The sequence below is a fragment of the Methylobacterium sp. 37f genome (assembly GCF_023093475.1).
GTDB lineage: Bacteria > Pseudomonadota > Alphaproteobacteria > Rhizobiales > Beijerinckiaceae > Methylobacterium.
This window is the reverse complement of sequence record NZ_JAGHKN010000050.1, coordinates 12719-31621: the sequence shown is the minus strand read 5'-3', so window position 1 is coordinate 31621 and position 18903 is coordinate 12719. Positions and strand designations below refer to the sequence as shown.

The window sequence follows — 18903 nt, the reverse complement described above, 5'->3', positions numbered from 1 at the left end:
GATCCGCCTGTTCGGCGCAGCTTGGCTCATCCAGGCCATCCGAGCCTGAACAAGCACGAGCCGTGGCGATTCATCCGCAGCCGACATTCATAAAGTTCCGCGCCCAATCCGTTTTGACACGGCCTCGATGGAAACCGGACATTTTCATTAAGCGTCGAAAGACTACGCGAGCAGGATAAGGCAGCCGTCGTTGCCGATAATGAAATCCGGGTTCCACGCGACCTCCCACAGGAAGCCATCCAGATCGCAGAAGTGTCCGTGATGGCCAGCCCACACTGCATCTTGCCCGTGCCGGATAATCCGCTCACCGAGAACTTCCGCCTGCGTTAGCACCTTGCCCACCTCGTCGCGGCTGTGTGTGTTGTAGGCGAGCGTGAAGCCTTGAGAGGGGCGGTTCTCAAGGGCCACGCCAGCGTCCTTGGCAAGGTCGGCACGTGGATACAGCGATAGGCCCAAGCCACCGAGTTGGAAGAAGGCGACACCCTGCGCAAATTGCACACGCCGGGGCCATCCCAACTCTTCGTAGAATGCCGTTGCTCGACCGAGATCGACGAAACCGAGGGTAATGAGGCTCAGGCGTGGTTCCAAGCCCGATGCTCTCCAGCAGCAGGCAGAATAACTCCATGGGCCTCTGTCTGTGCGAGCCGTTGAGGTCCGCAATAGGTCGGCACTGGACGAGGCCAGGACGGGCCCGGCGCTTGTTAACATCACGAGGGCGGCCGGCAGAACGAGGTTGATCCGCATACGGGACTGCTTGAGGGGCGGCCGCCCCGTGAGGCGACCCTACTTCAGCAACATCGCGAGGGAAGCGCCAGCGGGCGAGGAGAGCTCCTTGGCGTCGATGGTGCCCTCGGCATCCGGGTCGGCGGCCTTGAAGCGCGCGGCCACCACGGCGAGGTATTCTTTCTTGTCTAGGGTGCCGTCGGTATCTGGGTCGGCGGCCTTCATCTCCGCGGCCGTCATCAGGCCGGTAAGCTCCTTGGCGTCAAGCGTGCCGTCCTTGTCGGGGTCGAGCATGTCGAACTTCATGGACGCGGCGGCCTGGGCCTCCTTGAGGTCGATGGTGCCGTCCTTGTCGGGATCGAACGCCGCGACGGTGGCGGGGGCGGCGAACGCCGGGGCGGCGACACCGAGGGCGAGGACGGTGGCAAACAGGGCGGCAGGCAGACGATAGGTCATCGAAGGATCTCCTTAGGTCAGCTTGAATCACAGTTTGCGACTTCAAGACGTCGTCGCGCGATAGCCTTCGGAGCAATTAATCGTGCCGAGTCGAGCCGCGCTTTCGCTGGCTATTGCCTAATCTATCCGGGAGAATCCGGCAAGCCAGACTTCCGATTTTTCTCGGAGCACGTGATTCCAGTGTGGTCGTAGATGCGTGCCAGTGCGGCTGCCGAGCCTGCCGCTAACGCAAAATGGCGCGGCCCTGGGCGCTGCGCTGTGCGCCGACGTAAAAGAGGTTCGGACGAGGCGTGTCGCATACCAAATCCGTTTGATCCCTTCAGGATGACGGACCTGGATTTAGGTCAAGCGCCGCGCGGACTGGCTGATAGGGCGACCGCTTTAATCAAGCTGATATCGTATCGGATATCGGATGCGGTCCTTGACCACGTGGATGGTCGGACTCGGATAAACCTACATCGCTGCCGACGAGAAAGAGGGGTTGGAACCGAAACGTCCGCTTCGGGACGAAGGGTCAGGGTCCGCTCCCCACTCGTAACAGCCGTTTACCTACACCTATGCACTCCGCACGTTAGTCCTTTGGGTCCAATAGACCTTGCCCTTGTGGAACGTTCCAGCCCAGCCAGCGACTGGTTCCACGAAAGTGGGGTTTGATTTTTGGAACGTACCCAGCCACTAGTTCCTAGACCCTAGTGGGACGGAAGCATGCTCGTCGGATACGCCCGCACGTCGACCCTGGAACAGGAAGCCGGCCTGGAGGCTCAAATTCGGGCGCTGACGGCCCTCGGCTGTGAAAGGGTATTCCGGGAGCAAGTCTCGTCTGTCGGCCAGCGTGCGGCCTTATACGAGGCTCTTTCGTTCTGCCGCGACGGCGACACCCTGGTGGTGACGAAACTCGATCGCCTCGCGCGCTCCGTCACCCATCTCGGCAGCATCCTCTCAGAGCTCGAAACCAAGGGCATTGCCCTCCGGATCGAGAACCTGGGCGTGGATACCTCGACCCCAACTGGCAAGCTGATGCTCAACGTCCTCGGTGGCGTCGCGCAGTTCGAGCGAGAGATGATGCTGGAGCGCCAACGTGAGGGGATCGCCAGGGCAAAGGCTGAAGGGGCCTACAAGGGGCGGAAGCCCACCGCACGCGCCAAAGCCGCCGAGATCAAGGCCCTGGCGGCTGAAGGCTTATCTATGGCCTCTATCGCGGCGAGGCTCGGCATCGGCAAAGGGTCGGTGCATCGGGCGTTGAACACCAAGCCGGAGTGATCTCGTAGGGTCTGCATAGCGGTGGCCCATCCCAGCAGAACGCCAGCGATCTTTAGCCTTCGGGCACATCTTCAATGGCAGACAAGGCTTCCTTTGCCTCGACTGCTCGGTTCACGAAGGCCGCGGCCAAGCCTTCCTCTCCGGCATCAGCGGCCCACGCCCAGAGATCAGGCGGGTTGACGCTACGCCTGCCGCTCGCGTCAAGCGACGCCACGTGGTCCCACCACAGCCACCACTCATCTTGATCGATCTGTCCTGGTCCTAGAGCTTCGCGCAGCCTCGCGATCTCCCCAGCGTAGATCCTTGCCGTCCCACGACGCCACTTGCAGAGACACAAACCCAGTGCAACGCCTCGGAAATTAGTCGACTCCGCCGAGATAGCGAAATCGAAGCGCGGATCCCCGATGTCGAGCCGCAACATGCCGTTGCGATTGGGCGAGAAAAGCGGCATCTCGCCCGCGATTGGGCGTAGATCCCCCAACCCGACTGCGTGTGCACGTTGCTGCACAAGAGCCGCAAATCGGTCGTTGACCGTTGCGGTCAGCGCATCGCGTGCGTCCATGATGGCAATGGACGCTGCTACTGTCTCCGGGCTGGCAGCAAGGAGGTTGATGATCTGCTGCACGTTGTGAGCATCCTTTCCAGCATAACGCTTGTCCAGGTGCGCTTCGAAGTCACCGAGAAAGGCGGCAACTTTCACCATCGTCGTAGCTGATTGGCACGCTGCAACCCAGCCGCGTACGTTGGTGCCGAGCTTCAGCGCTCGTGTCCCAGCGCGTTCGATAGCTGCGACGGCTGGACCGTCCCAGCCAGTGCCGAGCAAGGTGACAACTCGCGCCTGCCCACCAAGATCGCGCGGAAGGGTACGAGCATAGCGCTCCAGTTGCCGGTCGCCGAACCGAGCCGTTGGCTTGTTCTCAACGAGTACGAGGAAGCGAGGATGAGATACCTCGATGTCGATGCGCCCCATCAGCCGCCCTGCTGCGTACCGGGGCACCTCAAGACGAACCTTCGCCGTTCGGCACTCGTCAGGTGCGTTAATCCCACAGAGGTCGAGGAAGTGCCGCAAGTACCGGTCACCCTGGCCGTGTGTACCCGCGGGGTCCAGCATCCAGCCAATCACACGCGACAAATCCATCTCGTCGATCAGCAGTAGCGCTACCGGATTGAAGGCATCAAGCAATTGGCTCGGCTGCGCACGCCGAGAGGCGATAGTCTGGACCAGGGTATGGATGGCAGGCAAAGTCATTGGCTACGGTTTGCCACTCGGTCGTCTGTGAGCGCAACAGCAGGTTTCGCGGGCATGGCAGAAAACGAGTGAGCCCGTCCGGCGCGACACCGAACGGGCTCAAAAAACTTCACCTTCTCTAGTCTCATCCCGGTCCGAGACCGGCAACCGCAGCTCTGAAAGAGCATAGGTACGCTCCGCGGTAGCGTACCCTACGATCTAAATGCGACAAGCATCTCTACATTGGGAAGAGAGCCTAATCAATCTGTTTGCCCGCGGCGCAGATCGCAGTAAGGCATTGCGAGATCATCAGGCCATAAGGATTTAACATGCTCGACGCCCCCGAAGAAAACACGCTTCAAGAAGTCACAGTCGATTACGTCGATATGACCGCTGAGATTGTCTCCGCCTACATCGCCAATAACTCCGTCCGGCCTGCGGATCTGGGCGAGCTGATTGCCTCCGTGCATCAAACCCTCAAGGGTCTGAGCGGCCCTGCTACGCCGGCTGCTGACAAGATCGAGAAGCCAACCCCGGCTGAGATCAAGAAGTCGATCACGCCCGACGCTCTCATCAGCTTCGAGGATGGCAAGCCCTACAAGACGCTGAAGCGCCATTTGACTATCCGTGGCCTTACCCCTGAGGCTTATCGGACGAGGTACGGCCTCCCCGTCGACTATCCCATGACCTCTGCAAGCTACTCGGAGCAGCGTTCTAAGCTTGCTCACGCTCTTGGTCTCGGACAACAGCGACGGGGCCAAGCAAAGGCTGTTGCGCCGGATGAGACGGTTTCAGAAGCGCCGGCCGAGCCGAAGCAGAAAAAGGCTCGACGACCACCTAGAGCCTCCTGAGTCAGGTCGGCTGTCGATAGGCATGTGACCGCCAAGCGACAGCCGATGTTTTACCTTTGTTCCACAGGCGGAAGGCCTCGCTTCGGACTGAAAAGTGGATCAGATCGAGGGAGCGCCCTCGCTTCTGGTCCCGTCCCATGCTGATCGCTTCCCGCTCCGTCTTGCAGCAGCATCGCGAGGTCGCCGCCGTAATGGCGACCTATGGAATGTTCCTCGGCGGCATCTTGGTGCTCGCCTGGGCGATTGCCTGACGCCTGCCAGCGCTCAGCTGGGAACGCTTCCGATCACAGGTACTTTGCTCCCCGCAACGTCCAGGGAGTGAAGCTGTGACCACCGCTGATAAGCCACTGCCCGGCGCCGATCTTCAGCCCATTGAGGATGCACCGGAGCAGCCTGAGAAGAAGCCGCCTGCGATCCCGGAGGAAGACAAGCCGGAGATCAAGGACACTGAGGTGCAGCCGACTTAGGCTGGCGCAGTGCTGCTGCCTACCGAATGAAAGAAGCCCCGGACCGCTTAGCGGTCGGGGCTTCGTTCGTTGGTGGTAGGCTGAGAATCAACACGGATAACATCAGCTGAGCCTGTCTCGGACGGGCAAGGGGCGGAGAAAGCCGAGCATGAGCCAAGCGGTCGTGGCAAAACCTAAGGCGACGCCCTTCTGGTCGGCGCTGTTCACCGATCGACGGATCGCACCGGCCCTCGGCCTCGGCTTCACGTCTGGCATCCCGTTCCTTCTCGTCTACTCGACGCAGTCGGCCTGGCTCTCCGACATTGGGATCTCGATCGCGACCATTGGGCTCCTGAGCGAACTGACGCTTGCCTACAAGTTCAAGTTCCTGTGGGCGCCCTTCCTCGACCGGTACGATCCGCCCCTCCTCGGACGCTTCCTGGGCCGAAGACGCGGCTGGATCGTTGTGGCGCAGCTCGGCGTCATGGCGGCATCCGCAGGCATCGCCTTCGGCGATCCTGCGCATCAGCTCGCCTGGACGATTGCCTTCTCGCTGGCCCTCGGGTTCGCTGGTGCAACGCTCGACCTCGTCATTGATGGCTGGCGCATCACCAGCGTGCGACCTCCCGAAAAGCAGGCGGTGCTCTCATCCTGGACGGAAATCGGCTGGCGGCTCGGCAACCTCGCGGCGGGGGCAGGCGCGTTGTTCCTGGCCGATAGGATTGGCTGGCGCGGTGCCTACCTGTGCATGGCCGCGCTGATGCTCCCGGGTATGCTGGCCGCCGTACTCGCGCCCGAGCCGCCCTCGGACAAAACTCCCCATCTAGCCAGATCAGGCTTCCTCGACACGATCTGGGCGCCAATCCGCGAGTTGCTAGCTCGGCTGGGAGCGATGGCGCCGGTCATCCTATTGCTCGTCGCCGGTTTCCGTATGCCGGGTTACGTCGCGAGTGCGATGGCCATTCCGCTGTTCAAGCACCAGGGTTTCTCGAACACCGACATCGCCACCGTCACCAAGCTCTTCGGCTTCTGGATCGCTCTGGGCGGCACCTTCCTGGCCGGCGCCCTCATCCCGCGGATCGGCATGTTGCCGAGTCTCCTCATCGGCACTGTGGCCGGCTCGGCCTCGCATTTGAGCCTTGCGTACCTCGCTGCGCACGGGGGTGATGGCGGGACGGCGTTCTGGACATTTGCGGCCGCCGTTGGCGTCGAGGGCTTCGCCTACGCCTTCGCGTCGGTCGTGCTGATCACCTACATGTCGACCCTGGCATCGACGGATCATGCGGCAAGCCAGTTTGGGCTCCTGACGTCGCTCTGCGCCTTCCCGGGCAGCGTACTGGCAGGCTTCTCCGGCTTCGCAATCGAGCACACGGGCTTCACTTGGTTCTTCGTCGCGACGTCGTTGATCGGGCTGCCGGTGGCAGCGCTTGCCGTCTACGTCTGGGCCAAGGTCGGCATCTCAGACGAATCTGCTTCACGGCCCGCTGACGCGCATTGACGGACATGACTCTGGCCGAGTGCGCCGCGCCCTCACTCCGGTCCCGACGCCGCCAATCCTGAAGCGCAAGCTCCGCAGCAGCTACGGATAGCAGTGTACTTCCCACCATGCGCACCTGTGTCTTCGGGTTGTGGGAAGCACGATGAACATGCGGGCCGATTTCGACACGTTTGCTGCCGAACTGCTCGACCAAATCGATGCGATTCAGACGCTTTCGCGTGCCCTTGCAACCACGGCTTCCGGACGTGAAGTGCCTTTCGATGTCGGTCTGGATACGCAAAAGCCGGCTGTCGAGGCAGGCGAGCAAAGCTCCCCCTCCTGCCTCGACAACCGTCCTCTCGGCGAAGCAAAATCAGCGAGCCTTGCAGCTCGTGTTCCCAACGGCTCATGAGCGTAGCGGTTCGCTGCATCACGACGCGTAAAAGTGCGTATGGTGAACGTCTGCGCTGCTCTTGGCTCGCCCCAGGTAGCGACGGCTGTCCGGACGAACTACCGTCGCCCCAGGGTTAGCGGGAGCCCCATGACCGGCCAACGATCCGCCGACTTCCTCGCTGTCATCATCGAGAACGCCGAGCTTCGCCAACAGCTCGCCGAAGTACAAGACCAGTGCGTTGAGCTGGCCGTTGACGCCGGGGAGCTTCACGCGGAGATCGAGACCTTGCGCGCTCGGCTAGCCAAGGCCGAGAAGGATCGTGACGCCTGGCGCACGGAGGCGGAACAGAGCCGGCGCGTAGGCTGAAATCGCCAGGGAGTTATCCACCGACGCCCTTGGCTGCCGCAGACCCGCGAGGTAGTTCTTCCTGGCGCGACGCAGATGCCGGCCCTTGGCCCCGCACACGTTCCGCACCCCGCCGCTCCGGGCTTTGGCGAGTAGCGGCATGGCGGGAGAGGGCCGGGGACGCCTACAGGCGCCCCGGCCTGTCTCGCCTTTAAGCCCCGAGTAGGAACAGGAGCCCTAGAAGGTTCAAGCTTTCCGACGGTGAGGATCGACCATGTCGCAATCTGGGGTTTTCGTATTGCAGGGTGATGAGGCCCTCGTCCCCATGCTGCCGGCGCACTTCGAGAAGGAGATCGACTTCCAGAGGCTGCTCTCGAAGTTTCCGTCCTTGCTAGTGGGCGACCAAATCGATCCAGAAAACCCGAGGCGCTTTATTCTTGTCCGACCGGAACTTTCCATCGGTCACGAACAGGAAACCGTTCGCTGGTCTCTAGATCATCTCTTTTTAGATCAGGATGGCGTACCGACCCTCGTGGAGGTTAAACGGCAGACGGACAGCCGTCTGCGCCGCGAGGTAGTCGGTCAAATGCTCGACTATGCCGCCAATTTTCAGTCTTTCTGGGACGCAGAAAAAATTGCATCAACCTTTGAGGCAGCTTGTCACCTAGCTGGTACAGAGGGCGACACAGTACTAGCAGAGTTTCTTGGCTCTGACGTAACGTCCGAGTGGTTCTGGAATGCCGTAGACTCGAACATCCGTGCGGGCAAGCTACGGCTAATGTTCGTAGCTGACCATATCCCCTCAGAGCTGCGCCGCATCGTGGAGTTTCTGAACAAGCAGATGAGCCCGGCCGAGGTCTTAGCTCTAGAACTCCGACAGTTCGCGGGTCAGGGGCTACGAACCATTGTGCCTGTTGTCTTCGGGCAAACTCGGGAAGCAATCGGACGGAAAGAGGCAGTTAGGGGAAGCCGCTGGACGGAGGAGCGCCTTATGACGGCCTTCGAGGATAAATTCCCTCTAGAGGTATATTCAGTTGCTACGGCAGTGATGAGTTGGATGAAGGGCACAGGACTTCCAATCGTCTTCGGCACAGGTCGTGAAAACGGATCGGCGTACCCGCTTCTGAAGCCACGAGGCGTAGCAATCAATCCCGCCTATCTGTCGACGGAAGGTAAGATTTGGATTCAGTTCAAATCTCTGGAAAGCAAACCAGTGTTCGGTAACATAGATCAGCGACGTGAGTTGCTGCGACGCTTTGCAGAAATTGATGGCACAGATATAAAAGAGTCGTCGCTGAATGGTTGGGCGTCAGTACCATTGGCCCTAGTCGCTGCCGATCCGAGTGGGTCGACCAAGCTGGTCTCGGCGCTGGATTGGATGGTGCGACAGGTAAAGGAGGCTGGTTGATCAAGCTCGTCACCTGATCGTTGAGGAGCCGCCTCCTCCGACGTGCATCTCAACCAATGTGGTCCGGACGTTCCCAGAGGGCGTGTCGCAAGCTTGGACATAAGGCGTGGAAGGGCCTCTACCGTCCCGCTTTCACGCTTTGTTCGCTTGGGGAAGCCCAAAGCAGACCCCGAGTAGCTGGTTTTGCTCACGGACCGTCCACACGCCGGCAAAGCCGAAGCCCTTGCGCAGCCAGAGCATAGCCTCGAAGCCCTGGATGGTGCGTCGAGCCGTATGGAAGGAGCGGAAGCCTCCGACCCGGGGCATGTTCTTCTTGACCCGGAAGTGGTCGCTCTCGATGCCCTGCTGCAGGTGCTTAGTGACGTAGTGGATCGCAGGACGCGCGAGAAGGCCGTCGCTCTTCGCAGCCACGATCGCAGCCGGGTAGGTGCTGGCGCCATCCGTGCCGATCCGGTCAGGCGCAAGAAGCGGCTGATCGGCCAGCATTTTGCGGAAGAAGCGCTTGGCGGCGTCGAGATCCCGGCTCGCAGCGAGCAGGAAGTCGACCGGATTGCCGTGCTTGTCGACGGCTCTGTACAGGTAGCGCCACTCGCCACGAACCTTGATGTATGTCTCGTCGATCCGGACCGAGCCGCAGTGCGGCCGGCGGAACTGGCGTAGCCGCTTCTCGATCAGCGGCGCGTAGGCCAGCACCCAACGGTTCAGGGTGGAGTGATCCACCTCCAGGCCGCGCTCCAGGAACAACTCCTCAATGTCGCGGTAGCTGAGCGGATAGCGCAGGTACCAAGAGACGGCTTGGACGATGAGCGCAGCCTCATAGTGCCGTCCCTTGAAGTCGGCCTTGGCGCGCTGTTTGAGCTTGGCGGCGATAGCAGACAGGATCATGAGCGGCCTCCGAAAACGGAGGCGCCATGCAGGCCGTATGGTCAACGTTGGGTAAACGCCCGCGCGATCGCGTTTGCGACAGGCCCGGCCGCGCTGGCCGTGATCGCGGTCGAGGTGACGAAACGCAATGCCTGCACGATGGCGATAGGCGCGATTGCGGCTCTTGCGGGGGTGGGATCGGCCCCCTTGCTCGCTGCGCTTAAATCGGCCCACAAGCCCGACGAACACGCAACGAACTAATCGCGAAGCAATAACATCGCTTATTCTGCAATGAATTGCAAGTGTATTGATTTACGTTACTTGAGTAACGCCATTTAACGTCGATTGACTTGGATTGGCATATCTTCACCGGGTGCAAGCTGTGCGCGCGAGGACGGTCGCATCTGAGGAGCCGGCGCGCCGCCGGGTAGCAGCATCACTGGATTGGCGGCTGTTTTGCTTTGCAGTAGGCTTCGCCGCGATGCAGCAAGGAGGCTCGGATGACCTGCCGCGCAGTGTTGAAGGAAATCGACGGTCAGCCAGCTCGCTTCATTGGCTCCCAAACCGGAAGAGACGATGCCGAGAAGGTTCTCCTCCGGGTCGGTGACAAGGAGTGCACCGTGAGTGGCCGGAAATGGGCAGCGGCTCCGGCTTGGTCTGGAGAATGGCCGGCGTGGGCTGGCAAGAGCCCCAGGAAGTCCGGATGGATACGCTCTAGGATGGCCTCAGAGGCCCGTCAGTCGGCTTGAGCGTGTTTTTAGCGGTGAGGGTGCATCTAAGGCCTCACGGCCGTCCTAGGGCATTCTAGAACACCTTGCATTGGATGACGCGCATCGAGGGCACTAGCCATGAGCGAGACAACCAACACCTATCCGTACACCCTTAAAGTTGAGCCAAAAACGAGGCGCGAAGGGATCTGGCAGTGGGTTGTCCGAAAGCATGGCAAGCTACTCAATCGCTCGGATCGCGATCATCCGTCCGAAGCTAAAGCCAGGGCGCAGGGTATGGAGGAGATCGAGAGGATGCTTCGCGCCGCCGCCAATGGACACCCGAGGCGCTGACCGGCTTCAGAGGCAGCACCAGAGTGGTCCACGGCAGAGGCGCTAAGGTCCGCGATAACCGGCGGCACAAAAGGAAAAGCCTCCTCTCTGCCGCCGGGCTGACACTCATCGCTTGGGGGGCTCGGAACGCGCCAGCAGGTCGAGAATACATCTTCTATGCCATCTGCCAACGCGAACGAGGCCAACGGCACAATGCGCTCGCTGACCTCGTCGTGGGCGTTCCTCCGCAGGACTGTCTCGTCCCTTCGGTCGCCTTTGTGTCTGCCATTGGCAGGATAACGTCAACGCGGCAAAAGTGCTTAGAACCATTGTGCCAGCTCGGAATGAACTTCGCCCGTCCCTTGGGGTTGGCTCAACACAGCACGGCGATAGGGTCGCGGCGTTGTAGCCCCTCCCAGGGCGATTCCTCGACTTCGGGCCGCTTCCTCATCGGGGCGGCCCCTTTTCGTTGCGACAACGCCAAGGCCTTAGTCTCTTTCCAACGCGCCATGCGCATACGACCAGGATGTCGGATTAACGACGGTATTCCCGACATCAGGTTATAACCGGAGCCGTCCTGATCCGTTCGTAGAGCCGACTGGCGGGTTCCGACCCTACTCAGACTTTCGGGCCAACAGGCTGGCATGGCCGGAGTTGACGCAAAGCAGACTATTAATCGTGAGATTGAGGCTGCTTTGATGGTCATGAATGGCAGACCGGAGCCCGGTCAGCGGATCAGCCATGTGCCCGTGTAGGTCATGGCGGCTGAGTAGATGGGATGGCCATCTTCGTCCGTTACCAGAACCGAAAAAGCCTGATGCTCGCCGTCCTTGGGTACCTCGTACGCCGCGATCTCGGGTAGGACCGTCTTTGCGTGACGAGCAGCTTCTTCAGGGCCAGCGAGGTCAATGCCCTCGTCGTCGCGAAGCGTCCGCCCGTCATGGATGTCGAAAAAATAGCGAGGCACACGGATCTCTACGCGCAGCAGGCGGGAGCACACGGGGTCTCACAGGCGCGGAAGGCCGGGGGTATGGCCGCGATGCGCTACATCATAGGCGTCAGATTTGCAAAAAATATTAACAAATGGAAGTGAGATCCCGCCCCGTAGGAAATGTCTGATACCTCACATAGCGGGGTATGGGGGAGCCTTGGGATGCAGGTGGAGGTAGTTGGGATTGAACCCCGCATAAGCCTTGATGGCAGCGACGTCAGGTAGGGTGACACGCCTTTCCTTGAACACCACCAGCCCCAGACGTCGTAACTCCTGGAGCACCCGGTTGATGTGAACGTTCGATAGCCCGGTTGCATCGCCGAGGTCGAGTTGGATGAGGGGAAACGGGTAGCTGTTTTCTGTCGCGAGCCCGACCACCTGGAGGCGGATCAGGAACTCGCAGAACAGGTGTGCGACCTGCTCGTCGGCCGAACGACGGCCCATACACACCAGCCATTCCCGAAGGATTGCTTCATCGACGAGGCCGGCCCACTGCAAGGCACGGTTCAAGACCGGGTGCTTCCCGCAGAGGTCATTCATCACCAAACGCGGGATACGCACCACATCGCAGGAGCTGATCGTTCCGATGCAGTGGTCCATCTCGCCCAGGATCGACACGTTCAGGTCGCAGAAGTCTCCCGGGATGAGAAAGCTGACAATCGACCGCCCACCCCCCGGGAGGACCTTGTAGCGGCAGGCGAACCCTCTCTGGATCAGGTGGACGTGATCGGGCACGTCTCCTTCCCCAATGAGCTCAGTCCGGGATGGAACATCGCGAAGGCGCGCACTCGCATCTGTGAGAGCCTTCTCTTCGGACCCAGAGAGAACGAAACGACGTCCAAGCTTTTGGATGAACGGATTGAGCATGTGCCCTCCCGGGCCATGCCCTATGGTTAGTATGGCGAGCTAAGCGGCAATTGACTAGAAAGATTGCGTTGAAGCGTGGAATATAAATTCAAGCTCCGCTACAGCGTAATAACTACGTAAACATCCGGAACGAAGTTATTGATGGCGAGGTTCGTGCCGTCCGCCTGAAATTTTCACTTCTGCGCTGTAGACGATGTCTCCGGAGGCATTGCGAGCTGAAACCCTGAACGCCTGTTGATCACTTTTTGGCAGAACGTCTTTGGCGATATCTGCGAGCGCCCTAAGAACCTCTGTCCGGGCGGACTCTACGTCGGGAAGGTCGATGCCTTCCTCATCTCTAAGCGGGGTATGACTATCATCGAAGTCAAAATATATCTTCAATAGCTCTGCTTTCCATAAATTTCTATTTTCTACCGAGGATGATAGCGTAATGGAACGTAATTCGTTCGTCATTACCTCTTGTTAATCAGCGTTCCGTCTGTCGGGTATCTTACATTCACTTGAGCGCGGCAGATCAGGTCATATCCGCTTTCGCCATAATCCGGACGTTCGGTGAGCCATCGACGAACGTCCGCATTCTTCTCTTTGCAGAGGGTACCGAGCGTCCGATTTAGATCACTAAAAGCGAACCGAGGCGATGTGATGGAGCCGGCGCAATCCGTGCCGCTACTACGACCACCAGGGACGATAACAGCCGCCCGTCATGGTCAGCAGCGTGGTCGCCTGCTTCTTGGTCGAGGTTCCTTACGAGAGATACCGCTGGTGTCAGGATTTAAGATGTTGCCGCAGCCAGCGTGTTGCATCCTTCAGAGTGTCGAAAGCCGGAATCCGAAGCCCATTTAACTGTCCGAAGGCGGCCTCCACGAACCAGCCCTGAGGGTTCTCGTGTTCAGGAGCGTCGAGGCGGATGAGAACTGCCACCAGCATCCCATTGGCTATCACCAGCATGCCGGTGCGATCGAGGCTTCCTGTATCGACAGCAATTGGCTGCAGGACAATGAGCGTCTCAACGTTGCCCTGACGGCTCACGGCTACCCTCCGGAGCTACTGCTTAGCCATGGCACGCTGCGGCCGGTGCTCCAGCGCGAGTTCTTGAGATGAAGGTAGTTCGGGTTAAAGCCGCAGTAGGCTTTCAGGCGCTCGACATCCAAGATGGTAAGTACCCGGCGCTTTAGCTCGATTAGCTCCATTGCCCGAAGTTCTTGGAGCGTGCGGTTCACATGCACGTTCGACAGCCCCATCGTGTCGGCGATGTCGGCTTGCGTGAACGGGAAGCTGTAGCTGTTGTTCTGGACGCCTCCTACCGCTTCAAGCCGTAGCAGCAACTCGCACATGAGATGGCCGATGCGTTGGTTAGCCGGTCGACCGCCGATGTTGACCAGCCATTCTCGCAGGATGGCTTCGTCAACGAGTGCACAGCGCCACACAGCCTGGGTAATGCTGGTGCGATCGACCATCACTGCTTCGATAGCGTAACGTGGGATGTCGACGACTTGGCAGGCGGTAATCGTCCCGATGTTGTGATCCATCTGATCGAGGATGAACACGTTGAGGTCGCAGAAATCGCCCGGCACCATATAAGCCATGATCTGGCGTTGACCGTTTGGCAGAACCTTATAGCGGCAGGCGTATCCGTCGAGAATGAGGTGGATATCGTTGGGCGGTTCACCTTCCCGGATCAGGTCGATGTGCGGACCCACATTCCGGAAGCGCGGGACTAGGGCGTTCAGTGCCCCCCGATCCTCGTTGGTCAATTCCTGGAAGCTCTCAAGCTTGCGGATCAGGGCGTCCTGCATCGGGTCTCATCACGCAGCCAAGATGTTGCATCTTATGTCGGAAACCCGACAGCTTCTTCATCATATGACTGCGTCTTGCCGGATTTTACAATTATTGCCAGAAGGCTGGGCTTTGCAGGCATGCCTCCGGGCGTGTCCGTGATCGAAGGGTGTTAGTGTGGGGCTGTCGCAAACGGGTTTCGTTTACCCCGCGTTGACCATAGAGCCCGCATGGCACCTCCCGTTTCGGAGGCCACCCATGATCCTGTCCGCCATCGCCGCCAAGCTCAAGCAGCGTGCCAAGGCCGACTTCAAGGGTCGGCATTATGAGGCTGCGCTCATCGTCCAGGCCGTCTCCTGGTACCTGCGTTACCCGTTGAGCTATCGTGACATCGAGGAGTTGTTCGTGGAGCGCGGCCTGGAGGTCGACCACTCCACGCTGAACCGTTGGGTCCTGGCCTACGCGCCGCTGATCGAGAAGCGGCTGCGCCAGTTCCGCAAGCCACACTGCGGATCAATCCGGATCGACGAAACCTACATCAAGGTCCGCGGCGAGTGGCGCTACCTCTACCGAGCCATCGACAAGCACGGTAATCCAGTCGACTTCCTGCTCACCGCCCGCCGCGACCTCGATGCGGCCAAGCGGTTCTTCCGTAAGATGCTGGCGGACCCGCCGTTACTTGCACCTGATCGCATCGGTACGGATGGCGCCAGCACCTACCCGCCCGCTATCGCTGAGAGCCGGAAGGCGGGCCTACTCCCCCACACGCCGATCCACTACGTCACCAAACACCTGCAGCAGGGCATTGAGAGCGACCACTTCCGGCTCAAGAAGAACATGCCTCGGATCGGCGGCTTCCGCTCGTTCAACACGGCCCGGCGCACGATCTGCGGCTTCGAGGCGGTGCTCTGGCTGCGCAAGGGCTTCGGCTTCGCTGGCGCTTGGACTGTCCGTGAGCAGAACCAGCTGCTTAAAGTGTGCTTCGGACTTCCGCAGGCGAACAAAGCGTGAAAGCGCGACGGAAGAGGTCGTTCCGCGTCTCAGATCCAAGTTCGCGACACGCCCGGATTAGGCCGCCCTTGTGTGCTGCCAACGCATGGCGCTACGGCGCTCAATCAACTCCATGATGGCATTGGTCGTCTGACGCAGGCGCATCTTCGTCGCCGTCAACTCTCCGCTCAGGGAGGGATAGAGTTCATCAAACATCATTTCCTCCTTGAAGGCGTGCTCAATGAGCAGGTCCTCGACTTCGTGCCGGACAGGATCAAGAAACTCGACGCCAAAGCCGTGAGCCTCACGTCGAGCGATGCGGCATGCGCGGGGCGAGCTGCTTCCTCCGATAGACAGATCGAAGCTGGCCGGAATTGATTGACGTGTGTTTGGCTGCACGAAGGCTCCTAGCGTTGAGATGTCCTTGATCGTGCAACGGATTGGGGCACTAAGCTGCGGCACAAATATTCGCGCATCCAAGCGGCAAGGCTGTCTCTGCACTCGTCTTTGGTCGGACATATCACGCCCCTTGATTCATACTTACTCCACGACGTTAAATCAATATCAGTATCTAGAAGTTAATGAACCGTAAACGTGATTGTAGTAGCCCATAATTGTTGCATTCAGACGGCTTTCAATAAAAAATATTAGAGCAACCATTTGATAGTGTATGAGATTATAATCTGGATACTGGTTATCTCAGATTGCCGGCGTCGAAATCCATCACCGCCTTCTCGCTCCTTGAGGTCGCCTCGATGACAGGACCACAGGAGGACGGGCTCGGAGCCCTGGGCCGGATCATCGCTCGGGCTGAAGAGCGACGTGTTGAGCAGATGATCCACATCGCCGTACTGCTTGCGGACGAGGGAGACCCGATCGAAACACAAGCCGAACTGGCCCGGACCGAGAGGTTGCTGAGGATCATGCGTACCCGGCGCACACTGTTGATCCCTGCGTACCCCGCAACGGTCCCACAGATCGACGACCGCACGCTTCTGCATACATAACCACGGCGACCCAGGACGACCGGATCTCTCCCGCGTCATGGATGTCATCTGCAGCTTGACGAGCTAGAGCATCGTCGACGCTGTCCCACCGTAAGGCCCGCAGCAATTTGTGCCGGGACCGTGTCTGCGCCTGCGGCTAAAATCAAAGGCGCCGCCACCCTCAAGCGTCTGCGGATGGCTTTGTGTCCCTGGAGGAACGGCCACGGCGCTTTGCAGGAGCAGCGTCAACCTGCGTCTGCTCATCGTCAGCCGCAATGGAGGATGATTTGCGACGCTGCTGACCCAGGCCGAAGCTCCGGGCGAGTTCCGAGCGTTGCGCCGAGTAGGAAGCCGACGTCATCGGGTAGTCCGCCGGGAGCCCCCACTTCGCGCGATAAGACTCGGGCGAGAGGTCCCGCCGGGCGAGATGACGCCGCAGCGTCTTATAAGGCTTGCCGTCCTCGAAGCTGATCAACGCATCGGACGTGATCGACTTGCGAACCTGTGCTAGGGTCGGTGGCTCGGGCTTACTAGGTTTAACTAAAGCTGCACTCGTCAGCCCACTTAAAGAGGCATGGATCTTAGCCATCAAATCCGGCAGTTCTGTCGCTGGAACAGAGTTTTTGGCGACGTAGGCAGCAACGAGACCAGCTGTAAGGCCCAGGAAGTCAGGCGATGGCGAAATGGTCTGATCGTCCATGAGCGTTGCGTGTTCCTGAAATGGGACCTACGCGGACCCGTAGCGCCGTCGACTTACCCCATTCGGTCGAATGACCTATTGAGCTCTTCGAATGGTGATGGATCAGCATCCAATAGCATCTTAAGAAGTTATGCAAATACTTACTATATCCAATATCAAGTTTTATCAAGTTTTTATTGCGTCTTTTCACCTGGATCAAGAAAAATCCGGCCATAGCCAGGGGCGTGAAAGCTACGAAGGTAGCTTGGGCTGAAATTTTCCGGAAGGCTGCGTCCCACTCTTCAGACGCCATCTTGGCATCAGTATACGATAGGCCTCTGTAAACGAACTCTACTACAAATCATGAGATAATATTGGTTAGAACGTCTAATGAACAAAATAATCTAAGATATTCTCATCGATAAGGTATGTTACCAAAGCAAGCACGGCGGTCATTTGCCGTCGAGATCAAACGTAGCCCTATATCCGGACGGAGCTTCATCCCGGCCAAACCGCTCCAGGCTTTGGGGAAAGGCAAACACCTCGCGAGCCCGATGTCTTCCTTGGCTACGGTCTTTGAACAGAAGGCCACGCCAACGTCGGTCACCGAGGAAGCTTTGGAGCCCCCGCGTATTCTGTCGAGCCTGATCGTCTAGAAGCCCTCCCCGGCTGAACCCGCGTTTGACGTACAGCCAGAGAACAGCTCCTCGATATCATGATAGTTCAGCGGGTAACACAGGTACCAAGAGACTGCTTGTACGATCAGGATCGCTTCGTAGTGCCGGCCTTTGAAGTCGGCCTTGGCGCGCTGTTCGAGCTTCGCAGCGATAGCGGACAGGTTCATGGTTGGCCTCAGAAAACGGAGGCGCCATGCGGGCCAGATGGTCAACGCGGGATAAATGCCGCGTGTTTGCGATAGGCCCCTTCTGAGTGCGTCCAGCTATCGGCCGTACACCGCCGTAAGTCACCTCAGCGGCAACGATCGGTACCAGCACCGCAGCTTGCCAAATCGACCCAAGGCGGCACAGATCCAAACCCAGCAACGTATTGAGCATCAGGGCCTTCAATACCGCATCTCCGGCGGGTCCTGATGGCCAGCCAGCGTCTCGCCCCGCCGCTTCAGCAATGTTGGAGGTATCAGCGGCTCCCGCGCTGAGCCAACACAGCCGGGATGGTACGCAGCATGATGACGATGTCGCGCGAGAAGCTCCAGCGCGTGGCATATTCGAGGTCCAGCGCGACCCGCTCGGCATAAGTACAATCGCTGCGCCCCGACACCTGCCACAGACCGGTCACCCCAGGTGTGACCGAGAAGCAGGTGGTGAAGGCCGCGCCGTAGCGTTCGATCTCGGCGGAGACGATCGGACGAGGTCCAACCAGGCTCATCTCACCGCGCAGCACATTCACGAGTTGGGGCAGTTCGTCCAAGCTGGTCTTGCGCAGAACCGAGCCCAGCGGCGTCACACGGGGATCATGTATGAGCTTGCGTGTCTTCTCCCACTCACGCTGAGCGGCGGGGTTGGCTGCCAGATGCGCGCGCAGCACGGCATCACCATCGGTGACCATGGAGCGGAACTTCAGGCAGCCGAAGCGCCGACCGCCCCGTCCAATCCGCGTGTGCCGGAAGATGGGAGTTTTGTGGTCGCCGGCCCAAACGAGCAAGCCGATCAGCAGAAGCAGCGGCAGGAGGAGGAACAACGCCGTGCCCGCAACACCAATGTCGAGGCTGCGCTTAGCGACGCGTTCCAGACGCTGGGGCTGCTCTAACGGAAGCACCGCCTGCGCAACGATCTTAAGTGGATGGTGCGGCGCATCGTGAGTGGAGGGACTGTGATATCCAGCTTCAGGCAGCATGCGCATTCTCCTCGCCTGGAACAGTTCTACGTAGTTAATTGACTTTTAAAGCAAATTCCATATCTGCATTTTTGTGAATGCACAAGGGTGGCGTCTATCAACCGGTCATGGTTATCTGATCTTCGTGCCACCACTATGAATATAAAGTGCCAATCACAATTTATGACAGCTCTGTAATGTAGATATTAAGTTCTAGATTATTGACGTTATCGACCAATGCCTGAATTATAAATCTTATCATATGATGGGCTGGAGGTGAACAGTTGCT

Annotated in this window: 21 protein-coding genes and 1 pseudogene; 9 read left to right on the top strand and 13 right to left on the bottom strand. The window is 59.3% G+C overall.

What is annotated here, in order from left to right:
* Positions 1–162 precede the first annotated feature (162 nt).
* Positions 163–588, bottom strand: coding sequence for a VOC family protein (locus J7U37_RS22660; protein WP_247637187.1), 426 nt, complete (start codon positions 586–588; stop codon positions 163–165).
* Positions 589–783: 195 nt separating this feature from the next.
* Positions 784–1179: an EF-hand domain-containing protein gene (locus J7U37_RS22655; RefSeq protein WP_247637186.1), complete on the bottom strand. Its 396-nt coding sequence runs from the start codon at positions 1177–1179 to the stop codon at positions 784–786.
* A gap of 705 nt (positions 1180–1884) precedes the next feature.
* On the opposite strand from J7U37_RS22655, the gene J7U37_RS22650 reads away from it, so the two are divergent.
* The gene (locus J7U37_RS22650) at positions 1885–2439 is read left to right on the top strand and encodes a recombinase family protein (RefSeq protein WP_247637185.1); all 555 of its coding nucleotides are present in this window, start codon (positions 1885–1887) and stop codon (positions 2437–2439) included.
* A 52-nt stretch (positions 2440–2491) separates the two neighbouring features.
* On the opposite strand, the gene J7U37_RS22645 is transcribed toward J7U37_RS22650, so the two are convergent.
* Positions 2492–3622: a PD-(D/E)XK nuclease family protein gene (locus tag J7U37_RS22645; protein WP_247637184.1), complete on the bottom strand. Its 1131-nt coding sequence runs from the start codon at positions 3620–3622 to the stop codon at positions 2492–2494.
* A 374-nt stretch (positions 3623–3996) separates the two neighbouring features.
* On the opposite strand from J7U37_RS22645, the gene J7U37_RS22640 reads away from it, so the two are divergent.
* From J7U37_RS22640 to J7U37_RS22615, 6 genes are all read left to right on the top strand, one after another.
* Positions 3997–4518 carry a MucR family transcriptional regulator gene (locus J7U37_RS22640; RefSeq protein WP_247637183.1) on the top strand — a complete coding sequence of 174 codons (522 nt, stop codon included), beginning with the start codon at positions 3997–3999 and terminating at the stop codon, positions 4516–4518.
* Positions 4519–4844: 326 nt separating this feature from the next.
* A complete protein-coding gene (locus tag J7U37_RS22635; protein WP_247637182.1) occupies positions 4845–4985 on the top strand; it encodes a hypothetical protein in 141 nt (46 codons plus the stop codon).
* A gap of 148 nt (positions 4986–5133) precedes the next feature.
* A complete protein-coding gene (locus tag J7U37_RS22630) occupies positions 5134–6462 on the top strand; it encodes an MFS transporter (RefSeq protein WP_247637181.1) in 1329 nt (442 codons plus the stop codon).
* A 142-nt stretch (positions 6463–6604) separates the two neighbouring features.
* Positions 6605–6853, top strand: coding sequence for a hypothetical protein (locus J7U37_RS22625; protein ID WP_247637180.1), 249 nt, complete (start codon positions 6605–6607; stop codon positions 6851–6853).
* A gap of 129 nt (positions 6854–6982) precedes the next feature.
* Positions 6983–7201, top strand: coding sequence for a hypothetical protein (locus J7U37_RS22620; protein WP_247637179.1), 219 nt, complete (start codon positions 6983–6985; stop codon positions 7199–7201).
* A 253-nt stretch (positions 7202–7454) separates the two neighbouring features.
* A complete protein-coding gene (locus J7U37_RS22615; protein ID WP_247637178.1) occupies positions 7455–8588 on the top strand; it encodes a hypothetical protein in 1134 nt (377 codons plus the stop codon).
* A gap of 132 nt (positions 8589–8720) precedes the next feature.
* Here the strand turns inward: J7U37_RS22615 and J7U37_RS22610 are convergent, their stop codons facing one another.
* Positions 8721–9473, bottom strand: a complete 753-nt coding sequence (locus J7U37_RS22610) for an IS6 family transposase (protein WP_056483290.1) — start codon at positions 9471–9473, stop codon at positions 8721–8723.
* A gap of 827 nt (positions 9474–10300) precedes the next feature.
* On the opposite strand from J7U37_RS22610, the gene J7U37_RS22605 reads away from it, so the two are divergent.
* Positions 10301–10513, top strand: a complete 213-nt coding sequence (locus J7U37_RS22605) for a hypothetical protein (RefSeq protein ID WP_247637177.1) — start codon at positions 10301–10303, stop codon at positions 10511–10513.
* Positions 10514–11219: 706 nt separating this feature from the next.
* Here the strand turns inward: J7U37_RS22605 and J7U37_RS22600 are convergent.
* The 5 genes from J7U37_RS22600 to J7U37_RS22580 all read right to left on the bottom strand — a co-directional run bounded on the left by J7U37_RS22600 (position 11220) and on the right by J7U37_RS22580 (position 14146).
* A complete protein-coding gene (locus tag J7U37_RS22600) occupies positions 11220–11492 on the bottom strand; it encodes a hypothetical protein (RefSeq protein WP_348773017.1) in 273 nt (90 codons plus the stop codon).
* Between the two features lie 123 nt (positions 11493–11615).
* Entirely contained in the window at positions 11616–12350 is a 735-nt protein-coding gene (locus J7U37_RS22595; protein WP_247637176.1) for a Crp/Fnr family transcriptional regulator, read from the bottom strand.
* Positions 12351–12485: 135 nt separating this feature from the next.
* Positions 12486–12803, bottom strand: a complete 318-nt coding sequence (locus J7U37_RS22590; RefSeq protein ID WP_247637175.1) for a hypothetical protein — start codon at positions 12801–12803, stop codon at positions 12486–12488.
* Positions 12804–13115: 312 nt separating this feature from the next.
* Positions 13116–13379: a hypothetical protein gene (locus J7U37_RS22585; protein ID WP_247637174.1), complete on the bottom strand. Its 264-nt coding sequence runs from the start codon at positions 13377–13379 to the stop codon at positions 13116–13118.
* Positions 13380–13381: 2 nt separating this feature from the next.
* Positions 13382–14146 (bottom strand): Crp/Fnr family transcriptional regulator, encoded by a 765-nt coding sequence (locus J7U37_RS22580; protein ID WP_247637173.1) that lies wholly within the window; start codon positions 14144–14146, stop codon positions 13382–13384.
* 238 nt (positions 14147–14384) lie between these two features.
* Between J7U37_RS22580 and J7U37_RS22575 the strand changes: the two genes are divergently transcribed.
* Positions 14385–15137, top strand: a complete 753-nt coding sequence (locus J7U37_RS22575; RefSeq protein ID WP_247637172.1) for an IS6 family transposase — start codon at positions 14385–14387, stop codon at positions 15135–15137.
* A gap of 57 nt (positions 15138–15194) precedes the next feature.
* Here the strand turns inward: J7U37_RS22575 and J7U37_RS22570 are convergent, their stop codons facing one another.
* The 4 genes and pseudogenes from J7U37_RS22570 to J7U37_RS22555 form a co-directional block, all read right to left on the bottom strand.
* Positions 15195–15635: a PilZ domain-containing protein gene (locus tag J7U37_RS22570; RefSeq protein ID WP_247637171.1), complete on the bottom strand. Its 441-nt coding sequence runs from the start codon at positions 15633–15635 to the stop codon at positions 15195–15197.
* A gap of 648 nt (positions 15636–16283) precedes the next feature.
* Positions 16284–16802, bottom strand: coding sequence for a MucR family transcriptional regulator (locus tag J7U37_RS22565; RefSeq protein ID WP_247637170.1), 519 nt, complete (start codon positions 16800–16802; stop codon positions 16284–16286).
* Between the two features lie 676 nt (positions 16803–17478).
* A pseudogene (locus tag J7U37_RS22560) lies at positions 17479–17625 on the bottom strand (IS6 family transposase); the annotation flags it as partial.
* Positions 17626–17918: 293 nt separating this feature from the next.
* Complete coding sequence (locus tag J7U37_RS22555) at positions 17919–18635, bottom strand: sugar transferase (protein WP_247637169.1); 717 nt, start codon at positions 18633–18635, stop codon at positions 17919–17921.
* Positions 18636–18903 lie beyond the last annotated feature (268 nt).

Coding starts and splice junctions, on each gene's coding strand:
- J7U37_RS22655 (WP_247637186.1), bottom strand. CDS start 1,179: ATGACCTATCGTCTGCCTGCCGCCCTGTTTGCCACCGTCCTCGCCCTC.
- J7U37_RS22650 (WP_247637185.1), top strand. CDS start 1,885: ATGCTCGTCGGATACGCCCGCACGTCGACCCTGGAACAGGAAGCCGGC.
- J7U37_RS22640 (WP_247637183.1), top strand. CDS start 3,997: ATGCTCGACGCCCCCGAAGAAAACACGCTTCAAGAAGTCACAGTCGAT.
- J7U37_RS22630 (WP_247637181.1), top strand. CDS start 5,134: ATGAGCCAAGCGGTCGTGGCAAAACCTAAGGCGACGCCCTTCTGGTCG.
- J7U37_RS22625 (WP_247637180.1), top strand. CDS start 6,605: ATGAACATGCGGGCCGATTTCGACACGTTTGCTGCCGAACTGCTCGAC.
- J7U37_RS22620 (WP_247637179.1), top strand. CDS start 6,983: ATGACCGGCCAACGATCCGCCGACTTCCTCGCTGTCATCATCGAGAAC.
- J7U37_RS22615 (WP_247637178.1), top strand. CDS start 7,455: ATGTCGCAATCTGGGGTTTTCGTATTGCAGGGTGATGAGGCCCTCGTC.
- J7U37_RS22610 (WP_056483290.1), bottom strand. CDS start 9,473: ATGATCCTGTCTGCTATCGCCGCCAAGCTCAAACAGCGCGCCAAGGCC.
- J7U37_RS22605 (WP_247637177.1), top strand. CDS start 10,301: ATGAGCGAGACAACCAACACCTATCCGTACACCCTTAAAGTTGAGCCA.
- J7U37_RS22595 (WP_247637176.1), bottom strand. CDS start 12,350: ATGCTCAATCCGTTCATCCAAAAGCTTGGACGTCGTTTCGTTCTCTCT.
- J7U37_RS22590 (WP_247637175.1), bottom strand. CDS start 12,803: ATGACGAACGAATTACGTTCCATTACGCTATCATCCTCGGTAGAAAAT.
- J7U37_RS22580 (WP_247637173.1), bottom strand. CDS start 14,146: ATGCAGGACGCCCTGATCCGCAAGCTTGAGAGCTTCCAGGAATTGACC.
- J7U37_RS22575 (WP_247637172.1), top strand. CDS start 14,385: ATGATCCTGTCCGCCATCGCCGCCAAGCTCAAGCAGCGTGCCAAGGCC.
- J7U37_RS22570 (WP_247637171.1), bottom strand. CDS start 15,635: ATGTCCGACCAAAGACGAGTGCAGAGACAGCCTTGCCGCTTGGATGCG.
- J7U37_RS22565 (WP_247637170.1), bottom strand. CDS start 16,802: ATGGACGATCAGACCATTTCGCCATCGCCTGACTTCCTGGGCCTTACA.
- J7U37_RS22555 (WP_247637169.1), bottom strand. CDS start 18,635: ATGCTGCCTGAAGCTGGATATCACAGTCCCTCCACTCACGATGCGCCG.